23 protein-coding genes, 1 tRNA gene and 1 pseudogene are annotated in these 25550 nt (G+C 70.3%); 8 read left to right on the top strand and 17 right to left on the bottom strand.

All coding sequences use genetic code 11. The features are described from left to right. The first annotated feature begins 1 nt into the window (after window position 1). Window positions 2-1780, top strand: coding sequence for an ABC-F family ATP-binding cassette domain-containing protein (locus tag LPN01_RS17715; protein WP_262829746.1), 1779 nt, complete (start codon window positions 2-4; stop codon window positions 1778-1780). A 9-nt stretch (window positions 1781-1789) separates the two neighbouring features. Here the strand turns inward: LPN01_RS17715 and LPN01_RS17710 are convergent, their stop codons facing one another. From LPN01_RS17710 to LPN01_RS17685, 6 genes are all read right to left on the bottom strand, one after another. After that, the gene (locus tag LPN01_RS17710) at window positions 1790-2803 is read right to left on the bottom strand and encodes a sensor histidine kinase (protein WP_262829745.1); all 1014 of its coding nucleotides are present in this window, start codon (window positions 2801-2803) and stop codon (window positions 1790-1792) included. Between the two features lie 70 nt (window positions 2804-2873). Further along, window positions 2874-3734 carry an ATP-binding protein gene (locus tag LPN01_RS17705; RefSeq protein ID WP_262829744.1) on the bottom strand — a complete coding sequence of 287 codons (861 nt, stop codon included), beginning with the start codon at window positions 3732-3734 and terminating at the stop codon, window positions 2874-2876. Between the two features lie 40 nt (window positions 3735-3774). Beyond that, window positions 3775-5682, bottom strand: coding sequence for a tetratricopeptide repeat protein (locus LPN01_RS17700; protein WP_262829743.1), 1908 nt, complete (start codon window positions 5680-5682; stop codon window positions 3775-3777). Between the two features lie 49 nt (window positions 5683-5731). Then, complete coding sequence (prsR, locus tag LPN01_RS17695; protein WP_262829742.1) at window positions 5732-7099, bottom strand: PEP-CTERM-box response regulator transcription factor; 1368 nt, start codon at window positions 7097-7099, stop codon at window positions 5732-5734. After that, entirely contained in the window at window positions 7096-9123 is a 2028-nt protein-coding gene (prsK, locus tag LPN01_RS17690) for an XrtA/PEP-CTERM system histidine kinase PrsK (protein ID WP_262829741.1), read from the bottom strand. Before prsK ends, prsR begins: the two co-directional genes overlap by 4 nt. 4 nt (window positions 9124-9127) lie before the next feature. Further along, window positions 9128-10516: a TIGR03013 family XrtA/PEP-CTERM system glycosyltransferase gene (locus tag LPN01_RS17685; RefSeq protein WP_262829740.1), complete on the bottom strand. Its 1389-nt coding sequence runs from the start codon at window positions 10514-10516 to the stop codon at window positions 9128-9130. 157 nt (window positions 10517-10673) lie between these two features. Here LPN01_RS17685 and LPN01_RS17680 point away from each other — a divergent pair, with 157 nt between their 5' ends. After that, window positions 10674-11723 carry a mannose-1-phosphate guanylyltransferase/mannose-6-phosphate isomerase gene (locus tag LPN01_RS17680; protein ID WP_262829739.1) on the top strand — a complete coding sequence of 350 codons (1050 nt, stop codon included), beginning with the start codon at window positions 10674-10676 and terminating at the stop codon, window positions 11721-11723. A 4-nt stretch (window positions 11724-11727) separates the two neighbouring features. Here LPN01_RS17680 and LPN01_RS17675 read toward each other — a convergent pair whose 3' ends face one another. The 3 genes from LPN01_RS17675 to groES all read right to left on the bottom strand — a co-directional run bounded on the left by LPN01_RS17675 (window position 11728) and on the right by groES (window position 14474). Continuing rightward, on the bottom strand, window positions 11728-12288 hold the full coding sequence (locus tag LPN01_RS17675; protein ID WP_262829738.1) for a Uma2 family endonuclease: 561 nt from the start codon (window positions 12286-12288) through the stop codon (window positions 11728-11730). A 187-nt stretch (window positions 12289-12475) separates the two neighbouring features. Beyond that, complete coding sequence (gene groL / locus LPN01_RS17670; RefSeq protein ID WP_262829737.1) at window positions 12476-14119, bottom strand: chaperonin GroEL; 1644 nt, start codon at window positions 14117-14119, stop codon at window positions 12476-12478. A 67-nt stretch (window positions 14120-14186) separates the two neighbouring features. Next, window positions 14187-14474: a co-chaperone GroES gene (gene groES / locus LPN01_RS17665; RefSeq protein ID WP_037532998.1), complete on the bottom strand. Its 288-nt coding sequence runs from the start codon at window positions 14472-14474 to the stop codon at window positions 14187-14189. A 403-nt stretch (window positions 14475-14877) separates the two neighbouring features. Here groES and rpsA point away from each other — a divergent pair, with 403 nt between their 5' ends. The 3 genes from rpsA to LPN01_RS17650 all read left to right on the top strand — a co-directional run bounded on the left by rpsA (window position 14878) and on the right by LPN01_RS17650 (window position 17160). Next, window positions 14878-16596 carry a 30S ribosomal protein S1 gene (gene rpsA, locus LPN01_RS17660; RefSeq protein ID WP_262829736.1) on the top strand — a complete coding sequence of 573 codons (1719 nt, stop codon included), beginning with the start codon at window positions 14878-14880 and terminating at the stop codon, window positions 16594-16596. Window positions 16597-16734: 138 nt separating this feature from the next. Then, on the top strand, window positions 16735-17013 hold the full coding sequence (locus LPN01_RS17655) for an integration host factor subunit beta (protein ID WP_262829735.1): 279 nt from the start codon (window positions 16735-16737) through the stop codon (window positions 17011-17013). Window positions 17014-17075: 62 nt separating this feature from the next. Continuing rightward, window positions 17076-17160 (top strand) — tRNA-Leu (locus LPN01_RS17650). Window positions 17161-17164: 4 nt separating this feature from the next. Here the strand turns inward: LPN01_RS17650 and LPN01_RS17645 are convergent. Continuing rightward, complete coding sequence (locus LPN01_RS17645; protein WP_262829734.1) at window positions 17165-17974, bottom strand: hypothetical protein; 810 nt, start codon at window positions 17972-17974, stop codon at window positions 17165-17167. Between the two features lie 133 nt (window positions 17975-18107). On the opposite strand from LPN01_RS17645, the gene LPN01_RS17640 reads away from it, so the two are divergent. Further along, the gene (locus LPN01_RS17640; RefSeq protein WP_262829733.1) at window positions 18108-19604 is read left to right on the top strand and encodes an ABC transporter substrate-binding protein; all 1497 of its coding nucleotides are present in this window, start codon (window positions 18108-18110) and stop codon (window positions 19602-19604) included. Window positions 19605-19609: 5 nt separating this feature from the next. Then, window positions 19610-20035 carry a DUF4112 domain-containing protein gene (locus LPN01_RS17635; protein ID WP_410482850.1) on the top strand — a complete coding sequence of 142 codons (426 nt, stop codon included), beginning with the start codon at window positions 19610-19612 and terminating at the stop codon, window positions 20033-20035. Window positions 20036-20045: 10 nt separating this feature from the next. On the opposite strand, the gene LPN01_RS17630 is transcribed toward LPN01_RS17635, so the two are convergent. The 3 genes from LPN01_RS17630 to nadC all read right to left on the bottom strand — a co-directional run bounded on the left by LPN01_RS17630 (window position 20046) and on the right by nadC (window position 22123). After that, a complete protein-coding gene (locus LPN01_RS17630) occupies window positions 20046-20759 on the bottom strand; it encodes a ribonuclease T2 family protein (protein WP_262829732.1) in 714 nt (237 codons plus the stop codon). Continuing rightward, window positions 20756-21208 carry a hypothetical protein gene (locus tag LPN01_RS17625; RefSeq protein WP_262829731.1) on the bottom strand — a complete coding sequence of 151 codons (453 nt, stop codon included), beginning with the start codon at window positions 21206-21208 and terminating at the stop codon, window positions 20756-20758. The genes LPN01_RS17630 and LPN01_RS17625 overlap by 4 nt, the downstream gene beginning before the upstream one ends. 66 nt (window positions 21209-21274) lie before the next feature. Next, window positions 21275-22123, bottom strand: a complete 849-nt coding sequence (gene nadC / locus LPN01_RS17620; protein WP_262829730.1) for a carboxylating nicotinate-nucleotide diphosphorylase — start codon at window positions 22121-22123, stop codon at window positions 21275-21277. Window positions 22124-22200: 77 nt separating this feature from the next. Between nadC and LPN01_RS17615 the strand changes: the two genes are divergently transcribed. Continuing rightward, a complete protein-coding gene (locus LPN01_RS17615; protein ID WP_262829729.1) occupies window positions 22201-22368 on the top strand; it encodes a hypothetical protein in 168 nt (55 codons plus the stop codon). Here the strand turns inward: LPN01_RS17615 and nadA are convergent. The 4 genes and pseudogenes from nadA to LPN01_RS17595 all read right to left on the bottom strand — a co-directional run. Further along, window positions 22355-23362, bottom strand: a complete 1008-nt coding sequence (nadA, locus tag LPN01_RS17610) for a quinolinate synthase NadA (RefSeq protein ID WP_262829728.1) — start codon at window positions 23360-23362, stop codon at window positions 22355-22357. The genes LPN01_RS17615 and nadA overlap by 14 nt on opposite strands. 32 nt (window positions 23363-23394) lie before the next feature. After that, window positions 23395-24132, bottom strand: coding sequence for a DUF4230 domain-containing protein (locus tag LPN01_RS17605; RefSeq protein WP_262829753.1), 738 nt, complete (start codon window positions 24130-24132; stop codon window positions 23395-23397). After that, complete coding sequence (locus tag LPN01_RS17600) at window positions 24129-24986, bottom strand: MBL fold metallo-hydrolase (RefSeq protein WP_262829752.1); 858 nt, start codon at window positions 24984-24986, stop codon at window positions 24129-24131. Before LPN01_RS17600 ends, LPN01_RS17605 begins: the two co-directional genes overlap by 4 nt. Window positions 24987-25091: 105 nt before the next feature. After that, a pseudogene (locus LPN01_RS17595) lies at window positions 25092-25550 on the bottom strand (hypothetical protein); the annotation flags it as partial.

Here is a 25550-nt window from a genome sequence, read left to right as displayed (position 1 = left end):
CATGGCTGCCCCTATCCTCGCATACGAAGACCTTGGCGTTAACCAGGGCCACGGCTGGCTGTTCCGCCACCTCGACATCCATATCGACGCGCGCGACCGGCTGGCGCTGATCGGGCGCAACGGCGCGGGCAAGACGACGCTGCTGAAGCTGATCGCCGGCACGATCGACAGCGACGAGGGCCGGCGCGTGATCGTGCCGGGCACGCGCGTCGTGCTGCTGGAGCAGGAGCCCAGCCTGGCGGGCTGCGCAACACTCGCCGACTATGTCCTCGGCGGCGCCGATGCGCCCGAGCGGCACGAGGCGGATGCGATCGCCGACCAGCTCGGCATCGACCTGTCCCGCGACGCCGGATCGGCGAGCGGTGGCGAACGGCGCCGCGCGGCGATCGTCCGCGCGCTGGCGCAGGATCCCGACGTGCTGCTGCTCGACGAGCCGACCAACCACCTCGACATCGCCGCGATCGACTGGCTGGAGGACTGGCTGGGCCGGTTCCGCGGCGCCTTCGTCGTCATCAGCCACGACCGCACCTTCCTGACGCGGCTGACGAAGCAGACGCTGTGGATGGACCGCGGATCGATCCGCCGCGCCGAAATCGGTTTCGGCGGGTTCGAGGCGTGGACCGAGCAGGTCTATGCCGAAGAGGAGCGCAACGCGCAGCGGCTCGACGCCAAGCTGAAGATCGAGGAACACTGGCTGCAGCGCGGCGTCACCGGCCGGCGGCGCCGCAACCAGGGGCGGCTCGCCAAGCTGAAGGACATGCGCGCCGAACGCGCCGCGATGATGGGTCCGCAGGGCGCGGCCAACCTCGCCACCGCATCCGACGACAGCAAGACCAAGGTGGTGATCGACGTCCGCCACGCGACCAAGGGCTTCGGCGAGCGCACGATCATCCGCGACCTCAACCTGCGCGTCACCCGCGGCGACCGGATCGGCATCGTCGGGCGCAACGGCGCGGGCAAGACGACGCTGCTCAGGCTGCTGACCGGCGAACTGGCGCCCGACGAGGGCGACGTGAAGCTGGCCAGGACGCTCGACGGCATCGTCATCGACCAGCAGCGCAGCCTGATGGCGCCGACCAAGACGGTGCGCGAGGTGCTGGCCGACGGCGGCGACTGGATCGACGTGCTGGGCGTGCGCAAGCACATCCACGGGTACCTCAAGGAATTCCTGTTCGATCCGGCACTGGCGGAGGCGAAGGTCGGCACGCTGTCGGGCGGCGAGCGTTCGCGGCTGCTGCTGGCGCGCGAGTTCGCGCGCGAATCCAACCTGCTGGTGCTCGACGAGCCGACCAACGACCTCGATCTCGAAACGCTCGACCTGTTGCAGGAAGTCATCGCCGATTACGGCGGCACCGTGCTGATCGTCAGCCACGACCGCGACTTTCTCGACCGGACGGTGACGGTAACGCTCGGGCTCGACGGATCGGGGACGGTCGACGTCGTCGCCGGCGGGTTCAAGGATTGGGAACGGCAGCGCCGGCCGCGGGTCGAGGCGAGGAAGCCGGCGGCGGCCCGGGCCGCGCCCCCCGCCCCGCCGGCGGCGCGTACCAAGCTCAGCTACAAGGACCAGCGCGACTATGACCAGCTGCCGGCGCGGATCGAGGCGATCGACGCAGGCATCGCGCGCGACGAGGCGCTGCTTGCCGACCCGGCGCTCTACACGCGCGATCCCGCGCGGTTCGCGGCGCTGACGCGGGCGATCGACGCGGCGCGGGCGGACAAGGATGCGGCGGAGATGCGCTGGCTGGACCTTGCGGAGCAGGTCGAGGGGCTGGGCTGACCCGTCCGTTCAGGCGGGCAGGTCCATCGTCACCGTCGTCCCTTCCGGTCCGGTGTCGGTCGCGATCGTGCCGCCCGCCTGCCGGGCGAAGGCGGGGATCAGCCGCGATCCCAGGCCATGGTCGGGGCCGGCGGGTGCCAGCATCGCGGGCATGCCGACGCCATCGTCGCTGACGATCAGCGTCCACCCGCCCGGCCGTCGCCGGAACCCCACCGTGATCGTGCCGCCGGCCCGGCCGGTAAAGGCGTGCTTGGCCGCGTTGGTGACCAGTTCGTTGACGATCAGCCCGATCGACACCGCCCGGTCGCGCGGCACCTCGACCTCGTCGGCGGAGCAGGCGAGCGTCACGCCCCCGCGCAGCAGCAGCGCATCGGCAAGCGCGGCGCACAGGTCGCCCAGATAGGCGCGCATCTGCACCGCGTCGCCTTGGCCGGTGCCGCGGTAGAGGTGGCGATGCGCGCGCGCGATGCTCTCGACCCGGTACAAGGCGGAACCGAGTGCGTCCGCCGCCTCGCCGCTCACCCGCCGGCGATGGATGTCGAGGATCGAGGCGACGATCGCGAAATTGTTCTTCATGCGATGGTCGATCTCCTGCAACAGGAGGTCGCGGTCGGCGATCTGGCGGTCGCGCTCCGCGGTCGCGCGGCGGACCGAGCGGCGGAACAGTTCGGCGATCGCGATCGTCGCGATCGCGGCGACGGCGATGAACGCGACCGTCAGCGGCGTCACCGTGCTCGCCGCACTGAACGGGCCGGTCGGGGGGACGCTGTAATACCAGCCATAGCCGATGCCGAGCACCGCGGTGACCGCCCCCGCCTGCCATCGCCCGAACAGGGTGGCGAGCATCATTGCGGGGAAGCACAAAGCGAACGGCGCGCCGCCGCCCGCGGTCACCCCGTCGAGCACCGTCCGCACCAGGATCGCGCTGCTCGAACACAGCACGCCGAAGCCGAATTGCGTCGCGCCCCGCGGGATCGCAGGCGCGAGGCGGTTGGGCAGGTCGAGTTCCCCGAGGCGCGGCACGCGCCAGAATGAGCCGCGCCGGCGCCGTTATGTCAAGTTCGGTGTCCTGACGCCCTCGCAGCCGCCCCGCTCAGCCGAGGCTGCGCCCCGCCCGTCCGGCGAGTTCGATGACATATTGCCAGGCGACGCGACCCGACCGGCTGCCGCGCCGCGTCGCCCAGTTGATCGCCTCCGCCGCGTCGAACTCCAGGTCGTAGCGTTCGGCATAGGCCGCGACGATCGCGCAATAGCCGTCCTGGTCGAGCGCGTGGAAACCGAGGCTGAGGCCGAACCGGTCGGCGAGCGCCAACTGGTCGTCGATGCTGTCGCGCGGATTGATCGCGCCCGGTTCCGCGCCGTTGCCATGGCCCGCGCCGGGCAGGCTGCCGGCGGCCGCCACGCTCTGTTCGGCGATGTCGCGCGGCACGAGGTGACGGCGATTGGCGGTAACGATCAGGCGGACGTTGGCCGGCCGCGCCTCCGCCCCGCCCTCGAGCAACGAGCGCAGCGTCCGCGCCTCTGCCGGCCCGTCGAAACCCAGATCGTCGAGGAACAGCGCGAAGGCGCGTGGCACCGACGCGAGCCGGGCGAACAGGTGCGGCAGCGCGGCGAGCGACTTGACCTCGACGAGCGCGATCGTGCCCCCGTCCGCCTGCACCGCGCCGACCGCGGCCTTGACCAGCGCCGACTTGCCGGTGCCGCGTGCGCCCCACAGCAGCACGTCCTGCGCCGCCGCTCCGCCGGCGAGCCGCCGCAGGTTGTCGACCAGCGCGGCCTTCTGTCGATCGACGCGGATCAGCAGGTCGAGCGGCAGCGGCGCGAACGCGCGCACCGCCACCAGCGCGTCGTCGCGCCAGACATAGGCGGGATGCCGCAGCGCGTCGTCGCTTGCCGGCGGCGGCGGGGCGATGCGGTCGAGCGCCGCCGCGATCCGTTCGAGAGGGTCGACCATCGGCGCGCTCATGGCCGTGGCGCCCGGCGTGCGCAAGCCGTCAGCGCAGGATCGCCGCCGCGTGCGCGGCGATGCGCGGATCGCCGGGCGCAAGCCGCACGGCCTTGACCGCCAGCTGTCGCGCTCCGTCGAGGTCGCCGTCGGCGGCGAGCGCGACCGCATAGGCATCGCACACCGCCGCGCTCATCGGCGCCAGTGCATAGGCGGCACGCCCGTAACGCCGCGCCACCGCGCCGTCGTCCCCCGCGGCATAGGCGGTGGCCAGGTCGGCGAGCAGCACCGCGTCGCGATTGCCGAGCGTGCGGCGCACGCCCTCCAGCGTCTCGATCGCCGCGTCCGCCGCGCCCGCCAGCACCTGCCAATGGCCGAGGATGCGGAGCGCCGTCATGCTCTGCGGGTTCTGGCGGAGGTACAGGGACAGCGTCGCCGCCGCCGCCTGCGGCCGGCCCGCCCGCCCCCAGGCATCGACGAGGCGCAGCATGGTCGGCGCGTCGAAGGCGAGGTTCGCGGCACGCTCGAACGCCTGCGCCGCCTCCCCATATCGTTCCGTCGCGGTCAGCGTGTCGCCGAGCGCGAGCTGCGCCGCCGGCGCGCCGGGACCGGCCAGCACCAGTCGCCGCGCGGTGGCGATCGCGCCGGCCCGATCGCCGGCGGTCGCCTGCGCGCGGATGACGCCCAGCAGGTAGTTGGGATCGCCGGGATCGTCCCGCGCATCGGCCAGCGCCGCGCCGACGCCGTCGTCGCTCGCGAAGGTCGCGGCGGCGCCCTGCGCGCCCGCGGCGGCGCGGTCGAGGAAGCGCGCGGCGGCGATACGGTCGCCCTGCGCCTCGAACGCGCGGGCGACGAGCGTCAGCGTATAGGCATCGGCGTCGTCGCGCAGGGCGAGCGGCCGGAGCCGGTCGAGCGCGCCCTGCGTGTCGCCCGAGCGCAGCAGCGCCGCGCCGAGCAGCGTCACGAGGTCGACGTTCATCGGCTGGGCGTCGGCCAGCGCGTCCCACCCGTCGATCGCGCGTTCGTCGCGTCCGCGCGCCGCGTCGACCACGCCGCCGAGCAGCGCAGCACCGGGCAGGTCGGCGATCTGCGGTCCGGCGCGGGTCAGCAGCTCACGCGCGAGGTCGAGGCGCCCCGCGCGCGCGGCCAGCACCGCCTGGAGGTAGAGCGCCTGCGGACTGCCCGGCCGCGCCGCCAGCGCGCGGCGACTCGCGGCGAGCATGTCGGCATAGCGGCCGGCATCGCCCAGCGTCGCGGCATATTCGATCAGCGCGGGATGGTAATAGGCATCGCGCCGCAACGCGGCCTCGAACCACGGCAGCGCGGCGACGAGGCCATAACGGGCGCGCACCAGCTCGGCCTGCAAGGTCAGCGCTTCCGGATCGCCCGGCGCGAGCGACGCCCCGCGTGCCGCGGCGCGCGCGGCATCGGCAACGTCGCCCGCGGTCAGCGACACGCGGCCGAGGTCGGTCCAGCCCGCCGCGTCGCGCGGATGCGCCGACAGCCAGTCCTCCAGCATGGCACGCGCGGTCGCGGCATCGCCCTGCATCGCCACGGCCCTTGCGCGGGCGCGCAACGCCTCGCCATCCGCGGGTGCGGCGCGGGCGGCCGCATCGATCGCCCCCTGATAATCCGACTGGAGCAGCCGGGCACGGGCGCGCAGCCCCGCAAGCGCGGTCACGGGAACGCCGATATCGCGCGCGCGGCTCGCCGCGCCCTCGGCGGCGACCCCGTCGCCCAGCTTCAGATATACGCGCGCGAGCAGCAGCATCGCCGCGCGCGACGACGGCGCGGCCGCCAGCGTCGCCAGCGCGTGGTTGCGGGCCGCGCTGTAATTGCCGATGCGATAGGCGGTGCGTGCATCGGCCAGCGCACGGGCGGGATCGACGCGCGGGCCGGCGCGCAGCACGAACGTCGCCGCGGCCAGCGCGACGGTCAGCAGGACCGCGACCGCCATGGTGCGCGCGTACGCCCGCCACGACCGGATGGCCCGCGGGTGCGCGCGGTCAGCCATGCAGGTCGTGGGTTTTGAGCAGGTCGTACAGCGTCGGCCGGCTGATGCCGAGCAGGCGCGATGCCGCCGCGATGTTGCCCTCCGCCCGCGCCAGCGCCTGGCGGATCGCCTTGCGATCGGCGGCCTCGCGCGCCGCGCGCAGGTTGAGCGGCGGCGTGGCACCCGGATCGGCGCCGAGGTCGAGGTCGGCGGCGGTGACCAGCTTGCCGTCGGCCATGATGACCGCGCGCTTGATGCGGTTTTCCAGCTCGCGGACGTTGCCCGGCCACCCCCATGCATCGATCGCGGCGAGCGCATCGGGGGCGAGGCCGGTCACCGCGAGCTTCATCGCCGCCGCGTGCCGCCGGACGAAGGCGCGCGCGAGCAGCCCCGCATCGCCCGGCCGCTCGGCCAGCCCCGGGATGCGGACGACGATCTCGGCCAGCCGGTAATAGAGGTCCTCGCGGAACCGCCCGTCGGCGACCATCGCGTCGAGGTTCCGGTGCGTCGCGCAGACGATGCGGGTGTCGACCGGGATGGCCTTGCGCCCGCCGACGCGCTCGATCACGCGTTCCTGCAAAAAGCGCAGCAGCTTGACCTGCAACGGCAGCGGCACGTCGCCGATCTCGTCGAGGAACAGCGTGCCGCCCGCGGCCTGTTCGATCTTGCCCGGCGTGGTCTTCACCGCGCCGGTGAAGGCGCCCTTCTCGTGCCCGAACAGCTCGCTCTCCAGCAGCGTTTCGGGAATCGCGGCGCAGTTGATCGCGACGAATTCGCCGCGACGGCGCGACGAGGCATCATGGACGCCGCGCGCGAGCAGTTCCTTGCCCGTGCCGCTGGCGCCGAGCAGCATGACCGACACGTCCGCCGGCGCGACGCGCTCGATCGTCCGCACCACCGCCGCCATTTCGTCCGAGGCGTAGAGCAGGCCGCCGAAGCCCTCGGACGCGGCGGTCCGGGCGACGAGCCGACGGTTCTCCGCCTCCAGCGCGTGGACATGGAACGCACGCGCGACGATCAGCCCCAGCGCGTCGATGTCGATCGGCTTGGCGTAGAAATCCCATGCCCCCAGCGCGATCGCATTCACCGCGCTGTCGCGCGCGCCGTGGCCGGAGGCGACGATCACCTTCGTGTCGGGCTTCAGCGAAAGGATTTCGGCAAGCGCGGCGAAGCCCTCCGTGGTGCCGTCCGGATCGGGCGGCAGGCCCAGATCGAGCGTCACCACCGCGGGCTCGTGGCTGCGCAGCGCCTCGATCGCCTCGCCGCGCGATGCGGCACAGACGATCTCATACCCCTCATAGGCCCAGCGCAGCTGGCGCTGGAGCGCCTGGTCGTCCTCGACGATCAGCAGCACCGGGCGGATCGCGTCGACGCCGCTCACGCCGCCTGCTCCAGCGCCTGCGCCGCACGCAGCGTCAGCCGGAAGCGCGTGCCCTCGCCCTCGCGGCTCGCGACCGCGAGCGTGCCGCCCATATCCTCGGCAAGCGCGCGCGATTCGTACGCGCCGATGCCGAAACCGTCGGGCTTGGACGAGGCGAACGGGCGGAACAGCTGTTCGCGGACGAACGCCGCGCTCATGCCGCACCCGTGATCGATCACGTCGAGGTGGACGTGGCCGTCGCCGGCGGCGACGTGGATCGCGATCGGCGCGCCGTCCGGGCTCGCCTCGATCGCATTCTGGAGCAGGTGGCCGAGCAATTGTTCGAGCCGCCCCGGCTGGGCACGCGCGATCCCCTCCCCCGTCACCGCGATGGGGTGCTGCGCGCGGCGCGTCGCGGCGAGGCGCAGGGCCAGCGCGGCGACGTCGACCGGCTGCAACGGTTCGGGGGTGGCGCGGTGATGCTGCGACAGGCGGGCGAGCAGCGCGTTCATGCGGGCGGCGGAATCCTTGAGCGTGGCGATCATGTCGGCGCGGAAAGCGGGATTGTCGGCATGCCGCTCGGCATTGCGCGCGACGAGGCTGACGCCGCTGACGAGGTTCTTGATGTCGTGGATGATGAACGCGAACCGGCGGTTGAATTCGTCGAACCGTGCCGCGTCCGCCAGCGCGGCATGGGCGCGGTCCTCGGCGAGATAGCTTGCCGCCTGTCGCCCGGCGACGCGCAGCAGGTCGAGGTCCTCCCAGTCGAGCGGCCGGTCGACCGGTGGCCGGCCGAGCAGGATCGCGCCGATCAGGCTGGTGCCGTGGATCAGCGGCACCAGCGCCCAGGCGTCCGGCGCGTCTCGCATCCAGCGGGGGATCGCTGCCGCTTCCCCCGCGGGGGCCTCGCCGCGACGGACCTGATCGAGTTCCACGATGCGCGCGCTGGCCGCGAGATGCGCGGGCAGCGCGGCGTCGCTGCCGCCCGCTTCGGGCCAGTGCCACGCGGCGCCGGCGCCCAGCCCCACACCCTCGGGAACCAGCAGCAGGCCCGCGGGCGACCCGGTCAGGTCGGCGATCGCGCGGATGATGCGCCGGTCGAGCGGGTCCGCCCCCTCCCCCGGCGAACCCAGCGTCGCGGTGAAGCGCTGCCATTCGGCGCGATAGTCGTAGCGATGGCGGAAGAAATGCTTGGCCACCTTCACCTTCGTCCAGGCGCGCAGCCATGGCGTCGACAGCAGCGTCACGAGCGCCGTCGTCGCGCCGAGCACGATCGCAGTCTGGACGATGCGGACGGTGTCGCCGGCATAGCGTTCGGCGACCTGCGTCATCGCGATGGTCAGCCCGGCATAGGCGATGACCGCCGCGACCGACGTCAGCCGCAGCGCGACACCATGCGACACGGTCAGCGCGCGATCGCCGCGCCGGGTCGCGAGCAGCAGCAGCAGCGCGGCGCCCGTCATCAGGAACCCGCGCGTCGCCAGTATCGCGAGCGGCCGCGTGCCAAGGCTCCAACCGGCAAGCGCCGCGACGAGGTCCGTGCCCCACATCGTCGCGATCGCCGCTGCGAGCAGCGCGATCCGGCCGCGATTCCGATCGGGCCCGGCGACGGCGAGCTGGTGGACGAGGACGAGGCCGGCGACCGCCGCCAGCATCCGCGCGACGAGGCGGAACGGCGCCACCGCCTGGATCGCCGCGGCGCCGAGCGGCAGCGTCTCGACCAGCGCCAGCGCGGTGGCGAAGACCGTCATCGTCGCCGCGGTGGCATAGACGGCGTAGAGCGACAGGCCGCCGGTAGGGCCGCGGCGGACGACGATCAGCATCAGCCCGAGCCAGGCGAGGTTGCGGACCGATTCGGCCAGCCGGGGCACGATGTCTGCGATCCCGATTCCGGCGACCGCCAGCGCCCACAGCGCGGTGGCGACGAGCGCTGCCGCGAGCGGACCGCGCACGGTCCCCGCGATCGGCCGCTGCCATGCGGCCAGCGCCAGCGCGCCGAACGCCAGCGCGGCGAGCGCATGGCCCCACAGGATCAGCGCGGCCATCGGCTCAGCGCGCGCCCGCCGGCCACAACACCACGCGCAACGTCTGCAACAGGATCAGCAGATCGAGGAACGGCGAATAGTTCTTGGCGTAGTACAGGTCGTATTCCAGCTTGTGGCGCGCGTCCTCGATCGAAGCGCCATAGGGGTAGTTGATCTGCGCCCAGCCGGTGATGCCGGGCTTCACCATGTGCCGTTCGGCATAATAAGGCAGCTGCTGTTCGAGCTGGCCGACGAATTGCGGCCGTTCGGGGCGCGGTCCGACGAAGCTCATCTCGCCCTTCAGCACCGACCAGGTCTGCGGCAGTTCGTCGATGCGGACCTTGCGGATGAAGCGGCCGATCCGCGTGATGCGGGGATCGTCCTTCTCCGCCCAGACCGCCTGGCCCGCGACCTCGGCATCCTGGCGCATCGAGCGCAGCTTCGGGATCTCGAAACACTGGTTGTAGAGGCCGACGCGGCGTTGGCGATAGAAAGCGGGTCCCGCCGACTCCAGCTTGATCGCCACCGCGGCGATCAGGATGACGGGCAGCGTCAGCAGCAGCAGCAGCGCGCTGGCGGTGACGTCGAACGCGCGCTTGAACACGCTCGACAGCATGCGCCCCGAAGCGAAGCCGTCGGAAAAGATCAGCCAGGACGGGCTGACCGAATGCAGGTCGATGCGCCCGGTCTCGCGTTCGAGGAAGGTCGAGATGTCGCTGACCGTCACGCCCGTCGTCTTGACGCGCAGCAGGTCCTTGAGCGGCAGCGCGTTGCGCCGTTCCTCGAGCGCGAGCACCACCTCGCTCGCATTGTGATCGACGACGAAGCCCGCGAGGTTGGGGATTTCGTCGCGCGGGACGGCGCCGGAAACCGTCGGGTTCGCCTCGCCCATCGCGACGAAGCCGGCGACGACGACGTTGGCGCCGGGCTGTGCGGCGAGGGTCGCGATACGCGCGGCGCGATGACCCGCGCCGAGCACGACGATGCGTCGCTTGAACATGTCGCCGCCGAGCGTCCGGCCGAGCAGCGCGCGCACGACGACGAGCAGCGTCGCGGCGATCAGCGTCGCATAGGCGAGGTTGGACCGCCACAGCGCGAGCGGCGGGACCAGGAAGAACACGATCGACAGGAACGCCACGCCGAGCAGGATCGCGACCGCCAGCCGCGCCGCGGCGAAGCGCAGCGACAGGAACGACGCGACGCCATAGGCCCCGACCGCGATCAGCGCGACCTGCAACGCCGCGACGAAGGCGACGAGCTGTGGCAGGCGGGTGACCATCGGGTCGACCATCATGCCGATCTGGTGCGCGCGGATCACCCAGCCGAGTTCCGCCGACACCAGCAGCAGCACGGCATCGACGACGCCGAGCAGCAATACGGCATAGGGCACATAGTGCTTGAACAGGCGGACCATGCCCGGCTCCTTGATGCCGGCCCGTAAGCTTTTCCGACAGGCTGCTTGCCCAGTCGCAGAAAAATGCAAATAAAGCTTGAACACCGCCGGGTTCCGATCGTTACGCCCGCGTACCCCGTCGTTCGACGGGCCACGTCCAAGGAGTGCAGCAAGCGTTATGACGATCGTTCCTGTGATCCTCTCCGGGGGATCCGGCACGCGGCTGTGGCCGATGTCCCGGCCCGAAATGCCCAAGCAGCTGCTCGCGCTGACCGCCGAGCAGACGATGCTCCAGCTGACCGCGAAGCGCGCGCACGGCGAGGCGTTCGCGGCGCCGATCGTCGTCGCCAACGCACGCCATGCGGACCACATCGACGCGCAGCTCGCCGCCGTCGGCGCGACCCCGCAGGCGGTGATCCTGGAACCCGTCGCGCGCAACACCGCACCGGCGATCGCGCTCGCCGCACTCGCCGCGAAGGGCGAGGATGCACTGCTGGTGATGCCGTCGGATCACGTCATCGCCGACATCGACGCCTTCCATGCCGCGATCGAGGCGGCGATGCCGCTCGTCGCCGACGGCTGGCTGGTGACCTTCGGCATCGCGCCCGACGCGCCCGAGACGGGCTACGGCTGGATCAGGATCGGCGAGCCGCTCGCCGCCGGCGTACACCGCGTCGCCCGCTTCGTCGAAAAACCCGCCCGCGACCGCGCCGAGGAGATGCTGGCATCGGGCGATCACGCCTGGAACGGCGGCATCTTTCTGTTCCGCGCCGACATATTCCTGGGCGCCCTCGCCGCGCATGCGCCGGCGATCCTCACGGCGACGCAGGATGCGATGCGATCGGCGCGCCACGACGGCACGCATGTCCATCCCGACGCCGCCGCCTTCGCCGCGTCGCCCGACGATTCGATCGACTATGCGGTGATGGAGCGGGCCGAGCGCGTCGCGGTGGTGCCGGTCGACATGGGCTGGAACGACGTCGGCAGCTGGGACGCGCTCCACGCGATCAGCGACCGGGACGACGACGGCAATGCGAGGCGTGGCGACGTGCTGGCGATCGACGTACGCGACTGCCTGTTGCGGTCGGACGGGATCCGGATCGCCGCGGTCGGGATCAGCGACCTGATCGTCGTGGCGAGCGGCAACGACGTGCTGATCCTGCCGCGCGGACGCAGCCAGGAGGTCAAGAAACTGATCGAGGCGATGAAGGCGGACGCGGCAGCCTGATCGCTCAGTCGCGGGCGAAGAGTTCGGCGTGCGGGATCGTCACGCCGAGCGATTCCAGAACCACGTCGGTCGGCGTCAGCGGCGTATCGATCCAGTCGTCGCCCTGGCGACGGCTGGTCATCGCCGTCTCCGCCTCCGGATCGACGAACACGATCGTGTCGACGCTGTCGATCGTCCGATATTCCGCCTTCTTCACCTGAAGATCGAGCTGGCGGGTCGATGGCGAAAGCACTTCGAAGATGACGCGCGGGGCGTTCGGGCGGATGTCCTTGCCGGTGTCCGCCGGCGTGCCGCAATCGACGGTGACATCGGGGTAGCGCACCGACAGGTCGTGCGGCTTCACCGACATGTCCGATCCGTATGGCCGGCACCCGGTGCCGCGGAGGCGCGCACCCAACGCTATGATAATATTGGCCTGCACCCTCGCATGGTCGCGCGAGCCGCCCGCCATCATGCGGATATAGCCGTTGTCGAGTTCCGCCTTCAGATCGGGACCGAAGTCGATCTGATAGAATTCCTCGGCGGTGAGGAGCCGGGGATCGGTATAGGCGAGGATGCTGGCCATGCGTGCGATATAGCCCGGACGGCGGACAAGACAAAGGGCCGGCGGAGCGATCCGCCGGCCCTTCGCCGTTTGGCCGGAAGGACAGCGACGAGGCCGCTGTCCGGACGTCAGACCGGTCGGGCGTCGCCCGCCGGCTGGCCGTTCCGATCCCGTTTTCGGGGCAGGCATGGCCTGCCCCGATGGCGGATCAGAAGTCCATGCCGCCCATGCCGCCCATGCCGCCACCGCCGGGCATGGCCGGAGCCTTGTCCTCGGGCAGCTCGGACACGGTCGCTTCCGTGGTGATGAGCAGGCCGGCCACCGAAGCGGCGTTCTGCAGCGCGGTGCGGACGACCTTGGTCGGGTCGATCACGCCGGCGGTCACCAAGTTCTCGTACGTGTCGGTCGACGCGTTGAAGCCGAACGAGGTGTCGTTCTGGTCGAGCAGCTTGCCCGACACGACCGCACCGTCATGGCCGGCGTTCTGCGCGATCTGGCGAACCAGCGCCGTCAGCGACTTGCGGACGATGTCCACGCCGCGCGTCTGGTCGTCGTTGATGCCCGAAACGCCCTCGAGCGCCTTGGTCGCATAGAGCAGCGCGGTGCCGCCACCGGGGACGATGCCCTCTTCGACGGCTGCGCGGGTCGCGTGCAGCGCGTCGTCGACGCGATCCTTGCGCTCCTTCACCTCGACCTCGGTCGAACCACCGACCTTGATGACCGCAACGCCGCCGGCGAGCTTGGCGAGGCGCTCCTGGAGCTTCTCGCGATCGTAGTCACTGGTGGTGTTCTCGATCTGCGCACGGATCGCCTCGGTGCGGCCCTTGATCGATTCGGCATCGCCCGCACCATCGATGATGGTGGTGTTGTCCTTGTCGATCGTGACGCGCTTGGCGGTGCCGAGCATGCCGACGGTCACGTTCTCGAGCTTGATGCCGAGGTCTTCCGAGATCATCTCGCCCTTGGTCAGGATCGCGATGTCTTCCAGCATCGCCTTGCGGCGATCGCCGAAGCCCGGTGCCTTGACCGCCGCGACCTTCAGGCCGCCGCGCAGCTTGTTGACGACGAGCGTGGCGAGCGCCTCGCCCTCGATGTCCTCGGCGATGATGAGCAGCGGGCGACCCGACTGGACGACGGCTTCCAGGATCGGGAGCATCGCCTGCAGGTTGCTGAGCTTCTTCTCGTGGATCAGGATGTACGGATCGTTCAGCTCGACCGTCATCTTTTCCGGGTTGGTGATGAAGTAGGGCGACAGGTAGCCGCGGTCGAACTGCATGCCCTCGACGACGTCGAGCTCGAAATCGAGACCCTTCGCCTCTTCGACGGTGATGACGCCTTCCTTGCCGACCTTTTCCATCGCTTCCGCGATCTTCTCGCCGACTTCACGGTCGCCGTTGGCCGAGATGATGCCGACCTGTGCGACTTCCGCCGAACCCGACACAGGCTTCGAGCGCGCCTTGATGTCCTCGACGACCTTCAGGACGGCGATGTCGATGCCGCGCTTCAGGTCCATCGGGTTCATGCCCGCCGCGACCGACTTCATGCCCTCGCGGACGATCGCCTGGGCGAGGACGGTCGCGGTGGTCGTGCCGTCGCCGGCGATGTCGTTGGTCTTCGAGGCCACTTCGCGCACCATCTGCGCGCCCATGTTCTCGAACTTGTCCTTCAGCTCGATCTCCTTGGCGACGGTGACGCCGTCCTTGGTGATGCGGGGAGCGCCGAAGCTCTTGTCGATCACGACGTTGCGGCCCTTGGGGCCCAACGTCACCTTCACCGCATCGGCGAGGATGTCGACGCCGCGGAGAATGCGCTCACGCGCGTCGCGGCCGAATTTTACGTCCTTGGCTGCCATGGTGGCTACCCTTTCAGTTGATCTGGAAAGTCACAAACGTCGCACCCGGACGGGGTGCGACACGAAGTCAGCCGACGATCCCGAGGATGTCGCTTTCCTTCATGATGAGCAGGTCCTCGCCGTCGACCTTGACCTCGGTGCCCGACCACTTGCCGAACAGGATCTTGTCGCCGGCCTTGACGTCGAGCGGGGTGATCGTGCCGTTCTCGGCGCGCGCGCCGGTGCCGGCGGCGACGACTTCACCCTCCTGCGGCTTTTCCTTGGCGGTATCGGGGATGATGATCCCGCCGGCCGTCTTCTCCTCCGCCTCTACGCGGCGAACGAGGACGCGGTCGTGCAACGGACGAAAGTTCATTGCGAAGTCCCTCTTCAGTCAGTGTGACAGATTTCTGGCACTCACATCATGCGAGTGCCAACGCCGCGGATATGTGCCGCACCGCCACCATCGTCAAGGGCGACGGACGCGAAAATCGGCACGGCGGGCGGATGCCGCGGCGACCTTGCCAAAAGACCGCTTTTCCCCTAGGGCGCTCTCGTCCCGCAGGCCGATGCCTGCGGAGGAAGGCGCGACCGGCATGACCGCTCGCGCCGTTTTCGCATGATGCGCCGATATCGCATGATGCGCTGGGCGCTTTCCTCCGCACGCCAAGGTCCGAGGGATGCCGCGACCGGCATGGGGTCGCCGCGGCGTTTTCAGCCAAGACCAGCGGAACCAACCGCTTGGCCGGAAACAGATAAACCGAGGACACTCTAACCTTATGGCTACCCAGCCCACTCCTACCCGCGACGATTTCGCCGCAATGCTCGATGACATGTTCGGCGGTGCCGACAGCTTCGAGGGCCGCGTGGTGCACGGCACCGTCACCGCGATCGAAAACGACATGGCCGTCATCGACGTCGGCCTGAAGTCCGAAGGCCGCGTGCCGCTGCGCGAGTTCGCCGCGCCCGGCCAGAAGGCCGAGCTGAACGTCGGCGACGAGGTCGAGGTCTATGTCGACCGTGTCGAGAACATGCATGGCGAAGCGATGCTCAGCCGCGACCGCGCGCGCCGCGAGGCCGCATGGGACAAGCTGGAGCTGGAATTCAGCAAGACCGCGCGCGTCGAGGGCGTGATCTTCGGCCGCGTCAAGGGCGGCTTCACCGTTGACCTGTCGGGCGCCGTGGCGTTCCTGCCGGGCAGCCAGGTCGACATCCGTCCGGTGCGCGACGTCACGCCGCTGATGGACATCCCCCAGCCGTTCCAGATCCTGAAGATGGACCGCAAGCGCGGCAACATCGTCGTCAGCCGCCGCGCCGTGCTGGAAGAGACCCGCGCCGAGCAGCGTTCGGGCCTGATCCAGAGCCTGGCCGAGGGCCAGATCATCGACGGCGTCGTCAAGAACATCACCGACTACGGCGCGTTCGTCGACCTGGGCGGCATCGACGGCCTGCTGCACGTCACCGACCTCAGCTACAAGCGCGTCAACCATCCGTCCGAGATGATCGCGATCGGCGACACCGTGAAGGTGCAGATCATCCGCATCAACAAGGACACGCAGCGCATCAGCCTGGGCATGAAGCAGCTCGAGTCGGATCCGTGGGACGGCGCGAGCGCCAAGTATCCGATCGGCGCCAAGCTGTCGGGCCGCGTCACGAACATCACCGAATATGGTGCGTTCGTCGAACTGGAAGCGGGCATCGAGGGCCTCGTCCACGTGTCGGAAATGTCCTGGACCAAGAAGAACGTCCATCCGGGCAAGATCGTCAGCACGTCGCAGGAAGTCGACGTGGTGGTGCTCGAGGTCGACGAGGACAAGCGTCGCATCAGCCTCGGCCTCAAGCAGGCGCAGAACAATCCGTGGGAAGCGTTCGCCGCCGCCCATCCGATCGGTTCGACCGTCGAGGGCGAAGTCAAGAACGCGACCGAGTTCGGCCTGTTCATCGGCCTGGACAACGACGTCGACGGCATGGTCCACATGTCGGACATCGCCTGGGGCGTGTCGGGTGAGGACGCGCTCAACCTGCATCGCAAGGGCGAGACGGTTCAGGCCGTCGTGCTCGACATCGATGCCGAGAAGGAGCGCATCAGCCTCGGCATGAAGCAACTCGAGCGCGGCGGGCCTTCGGCCGGCGGCATCGCGGCGGCCGGCGACAAGCTGAACAAGAACGCGATCGTCACCGTGACCGTGCTCGAAGTCCGCGACGCGGGCCTCGAAGTGCAGCAGGGCGACGATGGCGCGACCGGCTTCATCAAGCGCACGGATCTGGGTCGCGACCGCGACGAGCAGCGTCCGGAGCGGTTCCAGGTCGGCCAGAAGTTCGACGCGATGGTGACGGGCTTCGACCGGTCGAAGAAGCCGACCTTCTCGATCAAAGCGATGCAGATCTCCGAAGAGAAGCAGGCCGTGGCGCAGTACGGGTCGTCCGACTCGGGCGCGACGCTGGGCAACATCCTGGGCGAGGCGCTCAAGGCCCGCTCGGACGCCGAGAAGAAGTAAGCCGACGGGTCTTCAGGACCAATGTGGGGCCGGAACGTTCACGCGTTCCGGCCCTTTTTTTCGATCGGTTCAATTTGGTCCTATACGACGGGGGCGTTGATCCCTATCAAGCCGGCATGGCTCCAAGCGAGGGTTGCGATGATCCGGTCTGAACTGATCCAGAAGCTGTGCGACGCGAATCCGACGCTCGCGGCGCATGACGTCGAAGGCATCGTCTCGACCTTCTTCGACGAGATTTCGCGCCGGCTCGCGGCCAACGGCCGCGTCGAATTGCGCGGCTTCGGCGCCTTTTCGACGCGCGAACGCGACGCCCGCGTCGGCCGCAACCCGCGTACCGGAGAGACGGTCGACGTCGACGCCAAGCGCGTCCCCTATTTCAAGCCGGGCAAGGAAATGCGCGCGCGCCTCAACGTCTGACCGCACGGCCACGTTTCGCGGGCTTGACGATCGGCGCCTGCTGGGCTTGTCGTACCCCCAGTGCGGACGTGGCGGAATCGGTAGACGCTGCCGACTTAAAATCGGCTTCCCTATGGAGTGCGGGTTCGAGTCCCGCCGTCCGCACCAGCGATCAGTCGCTGATCTTCCACCCCTGACGGCTGTCGCCGGCGCGGACCGGCTGCACGGCGGCGAGGCCCCGTTCGAAGCGGACGAGCGTGTCGTAGCGCGAGTCGGTCGGCGCGGACACCGGATCGATCGACGCATAGCGCACCGGCTGTGGCAGCGGTGCCGTATAGCCCGAGGCACGATAGACGGGCGCGGAGGCGACGCCGGCATAGGCGACGGGCGCCGCGATCGGTCGTGGGGCCGATGCCGCGGCGATCGCGAGCGCGGCAGGCGCGACGGACCGGCGCAGCGGTGCGGCGATGCGCGCCGCATCGGCGGTGAAGGCGGTGAATTCGCGCCCCTCCTCGAACACCGCGTGGCGTCCCGTCACGAAGGCGCCGGCGATGACGCCGCCGACCAGGATCGTGCCGATCGTCTCGCCGGCCCGGCCCTTGCCCGACGCGTGATAGCGGCCGACGATCGGGACGTTGCGGCCCGCGACCTCGATCGAGCGCAGTTCGATGTCGATCTTGCCCGACTTGCCGAACGCGCCCTTGCCGGTGCGACCGGTCACCGCGCCGACGCCGGCCGTGCCGCGCGGGATCAGCACCATGCCGTCGACCACGACGTCGCGCGCCACCGACACCGGCACCGCCTGTCCGACGCGGGCGCGGTTCGAGGCGACCTCTTCGTCGAGGCGCAGCACGACCTCGGTATGCGGCGGCAGTACCGCCTCCGCCGCGAAGGGAGCAACGACCGGGGTCGGCGCGACATTCTGCGCCACGGCGGTGGCCGGCACTGCACATCCCAGCGCCACGATCGTCAAAGTCCGCATAAGTCCCCCTTGGATGGCGCGCTGGCCCACGCTCCACCGACTAGGCGCAAGAGCTGTGCATCCGGTGAAATCTCCTGGTTAACGCACCGGCACCGGTTGGCGCACGCGCCGGAACAGGGTACCCGCGGACGGGATGACGGGCGGGCGAGCGGCACAGGTCTGGGACGGGGGCGCAGGCGGTGCGGGCGCCCGGCCGCGCCGGCTCGCGATAGGCCTTGCGGCAGCGCTGCTGATCGCGGGATGCGGCCAGCGGCCCGATACCGGCCCGGTCGTCGCCAGCGCGATCGGCGAGCCGCCGCGCCCCGTCGACCCGGCGCGCGGTCGCCCCGATACGCCGGCGCGACTGCTGCTCGACGCGACCGCCGAGGGGCTGGTCCGCTTCGACGCCACCGGCCAGATCGAACCGGGCCTTGCCGAACGCTGGATCGTGATCGATCAGGGCACGAGCTATATCTTTCGTCTCCGCGAGGCACAGTGGAGCGACGGCAGCCCGGTCGAGGCGGGGCAGGTCGTGGCGTTGCTGCGGCGACAGATCGCGGCGGGGTCGCGCAACCCGCTCGCCCCCTTCCTGACCGCGGTCGACGAGATCGTCGAGATGACGCCGCAGGTGATCGAGGTGCGGCTGCGCCGGCCGCGCCCCGACCTGCTGAAGCTGTTCGCGCAACCGGATCTGGCGCTGTGGCGTCGCGGTGGCGGCGCGGGACCGATGCGGGTGGTGCGCGCCGGGCGCAGCCTGCTGCTGCGTCCCGCCTTCGATCCGGGACGCGCCGACCCCGAGGACCGCCGCAGGACGCGCCCGGAACAGGACGTCCGGCTGATCGGCGAGCGCGCCGCGCGCGCGATCGTCCGGTTCGCGGCGAAGGATTCGGACTATGTCGTCGGCGGCAGCTTCGTCGACTGGCCGCTGGTGGGACTGGCGACGGTGGCCCCCGCCAACATCCGCCTCGATCCGGCCGCCGGCCTGTTCGGTCTGGCCATCGCCCGTCGGAACGGGTTCCTGGCCGATCCGCTCAACCGCGCGGCGATCGGCGGCGCGATCGACCGGTCCGCGGCCACCGGTGCGGTTATGCAAGGGTGGGAGACCGCCGACCGGATCCTGCCCGACATGCTCGATTCCGCCGCGCCGCCGGCGCTACCGGGTTGGTCGCTGCTGACGCCGGACGAGCGCCGGGCGCAGGCGCGTGCGCGCGTGGCGGCATGGGGCGAGGCGGTGCGGTTGCGGATCGCGATGCCCGCCGGGCCGGGCGCGACGCTGCTCTACGCGCAGGTTGCGGCATCGCTGCTCGCCATCGGCGTGACCCCGGTACGGGTCGACGCGGACGATGCGGCGGAGCTTCGACTGGTCGATGCGGTCGCGCCCTATGACAGCGCGCGCTGGTACCTCGCCAACGCCTGCACACCTTGCGGCGACGAGGCGCAGGCGGCGCTGATCGCGGCGCGCGACGCGCCGACGCTCGGCGAGCGGTCGCGGCTGATCGCCGTGGCCGATGCGGCGCTGGCGAGCGACGCCGCGTTCATTCCGATCGCGCGACCGCTGCGCTGGTCGCTGGTCGCGATGCGGCTGCGCCAGTGGCGGCCGAACGCGCGCGCGTGGCACCCGTTGAACCGGCTGCGCGACGACACCAATTAAGCTGTATGACCACGCGCCCCCGTACCATGGACATCCACCCCATCCTGTCGTCGCTGCCGATCGGTCGCGATGCCGCATCCGTCCGCCTTCGGCTCGAGGCGATGGAGCGGGTGATGGAGGGATTGTTCACGATCCCCGGCACCAGCCGCAAGGTCGGCCTGGACGTACTGCTCGATCTGGTGCCCGTCGTCGGCACGACGATCGCGGCGCTCGTCGGCTCGTGGCTGGTGTGGGAAGCGCGCAACCTCGGTATGTCGAAGCTCCAGATGGCGCGGATGTTCGGCAACGTCGGCGTCGACTGGGCGCTGGGCATGATCCCGTTCGTCGGTGCGGTGCCCGATTTCTTCTTCCGCTCGAACACGCGCAACCTGCGGATCATCCGCAGGCACCTGGACCGGCATCATCCGGCGACCGCGACGATCCTCGGCTGAGGCGTCGCGGTCAGCGCGTCCCGCGCCAGATGCGGACGCGCGCGTTCGGCGACAACCCGCCCTGGTGCGCGGGGCACCGCCGGTAGCGGAAGGCCGTGTCGAGACAGATCCATACCTCGTCCAGCCAGCCGCGCCGGTTGGCGGTGATCCGCATCATGTCCGCGGTCATGCCGGGATTGACCGCGGCGATCCGCTGCGACAGCGCGCCCGCGGTCAATGGCCCGCGCGACAGCGCAGCCATGTCCGGATAGCGCAGCTTCGCGTAAAGCCCGGTCGAGCGGGCGAAATAATCGGCGGGCGACGAACCCGCCATGCAGGTGCCGTGCTTCGCCCATTCATGCTGCAACAGCTGCGCCGACGGCGTCGCGCAGATGTTGCGGCGGATCACCTCGCGCGACAGCAGCGGCGTCGCCCGGCAATATTGCGGCCAGTCCTTGCCCACGCCGTCCGGCCACAGCCCGTGCAGCGTGAAGCCGAAGCGGTTGCCGCTGCCGCACTGGAACCGGGCGGCGGCGTCGCGTGCGTGCTCGTGGCAATATTGCGGTGCCCAGGTGATCGCGAGCGTATAGCTGCCGATCGGCAGCCGCCGCTGCGGCTGGCGGGCATCGGGCAGGTCGGGACGCGGGCGGTCGACCGTCGCCGGCGCGCTGCATCGGAGCGCCTGCGCCTGTGCGACGCCCGGCGCGACGAGCAGCGCGGCGGCGGAAAGGGCATGGCGGATCATGCGCGCGGCGCGTCCATCAGGTCGTCGTCCTCGTCCAGCCCCTCGCCGAACCACGCCTTCGCATCCGGCCTGAACAGCATCACCGCGGCGGCGATGTAGAGCAGGTTGGCGGCCACGCCGAGCACGAGCTGCGAACCGATCGGGACCCGCCCGAGCGCGAGCAGGAACACCGCGGACAGCAGGCCGAACGCACCGAAGGCGGCGAAGACGACCTGCACCCATTTGGCGACGACGCTCGGCCGGCGCACGATGAAGACCCATAGCAGCACTGCGATGGCGAGGCCGACGACCTGCATCGCCGGCAGCACCCAGGTGGCGTTGGCGAGCATCGGGTTGGCGGCCAGCGCGGCGTGCGACGTCGTCCAGTTGAGCGCGGTGTTCACCAGCCCGATGATCACCGAGGCCCAGTAGAATTGTTCGAAACGGGCGATCGACGGCGGCTTGACCATGGCGGCATTCCCTGACTGAATCGCCGCCAGCCTAGCCGCGCCGCGAGACCGCGCAAGCCGCCGCGATCAAGCCACGGAAAAATCGAGGCCGATGTCGGCCGCCGGGGCGGACTGGGTGAGCCGCCCGACCGAGACATAGGTGACGCCGGTGTCGGCGATGGCGCGGATCGTGTCGAGGCGCACTCCGCCCGACGCCTCGGTCGGCACGCGCCCGGCGACCAGCGCCACGGCTTCGCGCAGCGTCGCCGGCGCCATGTTGTCGAGCAACAGGTGCGTCGCCCCGGCCGCCAGCGCCGGCTCGACCTGGTCGATGCGATCGACCTCGACGATGATCCGCGCGATGCCGGCATCGACCGCGCGTCGCACCGCCGCCGCGACGCCGCCGGCGACCGCGACGTGATTGTCCTTTATCATCGCCGCGTCCCACAGCCCCATGCGATGGTTGTGCGCACCGCCGGTGCGCGTCGCATATTTCTCGAGCCGCCGCAGCCCGGGAATCGTCTTGCGCGTGTCGAGCAGCGTCGCCCCCGTCCCCGCGATCGCGTCGACATAGCTGCGGGTCAGCGTCGCGATGCCCGACAGGTGCTGGACGGTGTTGAGCGCCGACCGTTCCGCGGTCAGCATCGCGCGCGCGCGGCCCTCGATACGCAGCAGGTCGCTGCCCGCCGGGACCGCGGCGCCGTCCTCGACGCAGGCGGTGATCGCGACCTCCGGGTCGAGCGCGCGGAAGAACGCCTCGGCGATGGCGAGGCCGGCGACGACGATCGGTTCGCGCGTGTCCATCACCCCGACGAAGCGCGCGCCCGACGGGATGACCGCGGCGGACGTGATGTCGCCGCCCTCACCCAGATCCTCGGCGAGCGTGGCGGCGACGAAGCCGTCGAGATCGAAGCCGGCGAGGTGAAACGGGGTCATGCGAAAAAGTCCGATCGGCACGGGGAACAAAATACGGTATCACCGGTTCGACGGCGTTCCGGGTGGGAGTATGACACATGCATGATCGCGCGGCATTCGCCGAACTCGACCGCCTGCTCGGTGCGGCGCTGGACCTTGCCGACCGGCTCGACATGACGATGGTCGCGATCCACGTCGACGAGGCGCGCAACCTGCTGCGCGTCGGCGCCGATTCAGGCGTGATCGCGCCGCTCAGTCTCCAGTGACCGGCACTGCGGCGACCGGCCCCAGGTCGCCGCGGCCCACCGTTCCCGACGCCATCACCAGCATCGCATCGAGGCTCTTCTTCGCCTTCAGGCGCAGCCCTTCCTCGATCTCGATCCGTGGCGTCAGGTCGCGCAGCGCGACGTAGAGCTTTTCCATCGTGTTGAGCGCCATGTACGGGCAGATGTTGCAGTTGCAATTGCCGTCCGCGCCCGGCGCGCCGATGAAGCGCTTGACGGGCATCGCCTTTTCCATCTGGTGGATGATGTGCGGTTCGGTGGCGACGATCAGCGTGTCGCCGGGCATGGCGTTGGCGAATTCCAGGATGCCGCGCGTCGATCCGACGTAATCGGCATGGTCGAGGATCACCGCGGGGCATTCCGGATGCGCCGCCACCGGTGCGCCGGGATGCTGTGCCTTCAGCTTGAGCAATTCGGTCTCGCTGAACGCCTCGTGCACGATGCACACGCCCGGCCACAGCAGCATGTCGCGCCCGGTCTTGCGCGTGAGATAGCCGCCGAGGTTGCGATCGGGCCCGAAGATGATCTTCTGGTCGCGCGGCAATTGCGCGAGGATCGTCTCCGCCGAGGACGAGGTGACGATGACGTCGCTCAGCGCCTTCACCTCGGTCGAGCAGTTGATGTAGGTCAGCGCGATGTGATCGGGATGCGCGGCGCGGAACGCGGCGAACTGGTCGGGCGGGCAGCTGTCCTCCAGGCTGCATCCGGCGTCCATGTCGGGCAGCACCACGATCTTGTCGGGGCTCAGGATCTTCGCCGTCTCCGCCATGAAGCGCACGCCGCAGAAGGCGATGACGTCGGCGTCGGTCGCCTGCGCCTTGCGGCTGAGGTCGAGGCTGTCGCCGACGAAATCGGCAAGATCCTGAAGCTCGGGCTTCTGGTAGTAATGCGCCAGGATCACCGCGTTGCGCTCCTTGCGGAGGCGGTCGATCTCGGCGCGCAGGTCGAGCCCGGCGAAGCTGTCGGTCAATTTCATGGCTACCCCGTTAGGCTATCTTGCCGCCGCCCTCAACGCGCGTTGCCGAGCACTTCGGCGAGCGACCGGCTTGCATCCCAGCGCTCGGTCGACGCGGTCGGATCGTCGGCGAAGCTGACCTTCACGCTCGCATCGATGCCCGCGGCACGCAGCGGCATCGCGAAGCTGCTCTCGACCGCGCGGCGGGTGGCGTCGCGCGCGAGCTTCATCGGCGTCGCGTCGCGCGCCTGCCGCACCAGTTCGGCCTGGCCGGCACGGCGGTTCGCCGAATCGAGCCGCGTATCGGCGTCGGTCAGCCGCGACAGGATGCCGCCGCTGCCATATTCCCGGATCGCGGTCAGATCGACCTGCGGACCGTCGAGCTCGATCGGCGGCAGCCGAACCACGAGCGTCCGCGTATCGGGATCCCAGGCGACGTCCGACTGGGTGAGCTTGCCGAGGTCGACCTCGTACCGCACCAGTCCGGGCATGATGAGCGTCTTTTCGGTCGACAGGCCGAGCTGCGACTGGCGCGAGGTGCTGACCGCGACGAAGCGCGCGGCAAAGGCGGACAGGCGGTTCTGTTCGCGCAGCCCCTGCAGGCTGGCGCTGGCGACGGTGGTGGGATCGGGCGACAGCCGCCGCTCGACGTAGCGCTGCACGCCCCACAGGCCGACGAGAACCGCCAGCCCGAGCAGGACGATGATGCCCGCCGCCTTGCCGAGGAACGATCCGGTCGACGATCGCGGTGGCACGGCGGTGGCCGGGGCCGGCGGCACCGGGTCGTTCATGCTGCCGTCCGCCACGCCGCATCCTCCTCGTTCACCAGCCCGCGCCCGCGCAGGTCGTAGAGATGCGCGAGCACCGACCGTTCCGCCGCCGGGATCAGCCGCGGGTCGAGCCCGACGTACATCCGCGCCGTCATCGATCCCAGCGGCAGCGGCGATTCGCGCAGCAGGCGCAGGATCTGCCCCTCGCGCTGCTTGCGATGGCCGAGCATGCCGCGCACCAGCCGCCGCGGATTGTCCACCGCCTCGCCATGGCCGGGATAATAGACGCGGTCGTCGCGGGCGAGCAGCTTGTCGAGGCTGGCCATATAGGCCCCCATGTCGCCGTCGGGGGGCGAGATCACGCTGGTCGCCCAGCCCATGACATGGTCGCCCGAGAACAGCACCCGCGTCTCCGGCAGCGCAAAGGCGAGATGGTTGGACGTGTGGCCGGGCGTCGCCACCGCAGCGAGCGTCCACCCCTGCCCTGCCACCGTCTCGCCGTCCGCGAGCACGCGATCGGGCGCATAGTCCGCGTCGAACGCAGCATCCAGCCGCGGGCTGTCGCCCGACACGAACACCGGCGCCGCGCCGACGACCGGCGCGCCGGTCGCGGCGGCGAGCGGTCGGCTGGCGGGGCTGTGGTCGCGGTGATGGTGGGTGATGACGATGGCGCTCACCGGCCGTCCGGCGACGACGTCGAGCAGCGCGGCGATATGGGCGGGATCGTCGGGGCCGGGATCGATGATCGCCAGATCGTGCGTGCCGACGACATGCGTCTGCGTGCCGCCGGCGGTGTAGGGCGACGGGTTGGGCGCGAGCACGCGGGTCACGAGCGGCTCGAGCTGGATCGGGATACCGGTCGGGTGCTCGGCCATCGACAGCGATGTGGCGTCATCCGCGGCGCGGCGCAAGGGCGCAACCCCCTGCCTGCGGTCGCGGCGCCCTTCCGGTCGCAACCGGGAAGGGCGCCATGGATACGCTCAATCCTTGTCCGGCGAGGCCATTTCGGCGCGCAGTTCGGCCAGCGCCTCGTCCATCTCCGCGAGCGCCTCCGCCCGGTCCTTGGCCGGCATGTCGCGGTTGGCGGCGATGTCGGCGCGCGACGCCTGAACGCTCGACAGCGCGGTCTGCATCGCGTTGCGGCGGATCTCGCCGGCGTGGGCCGCGGCATAGCTGGCATTCTGCGCCATCGCCTCGATCCGGTTCGTGCAGATGACCATGATACGGCGGTCGCCCTGCTGGCGGTTGACGACCATGTCGCGCGCACCGCCGTCGCGGCCGTCGGCACAGCGCTGTTCGCTGACCTCGGGCGCGGCCTTCAGCGACCGGTCGACGAGGACCTGGATGTCGCGGTCGGCGAAACGTCCACTGTCGGTCGAGGTATAGGTGTTGACCTGGCCGTCCTTGCCGACGCGCTTGACGATCACGCGGTGCGGCTT

Origin of the sequence: Sphingomonas sp. A2-49, from assembly GCF_025548555.1 — a bacterium.
Classification (GTDB): domain Bacteria; phylum Pseudomonadota; class Alphaproteobacteria; order Sphingomonadales; family Sphingomonadaceae; genus Sphingomonas.
This window is presented reverse-complemented; position numbering and strand designations above follow the sequence as displayed.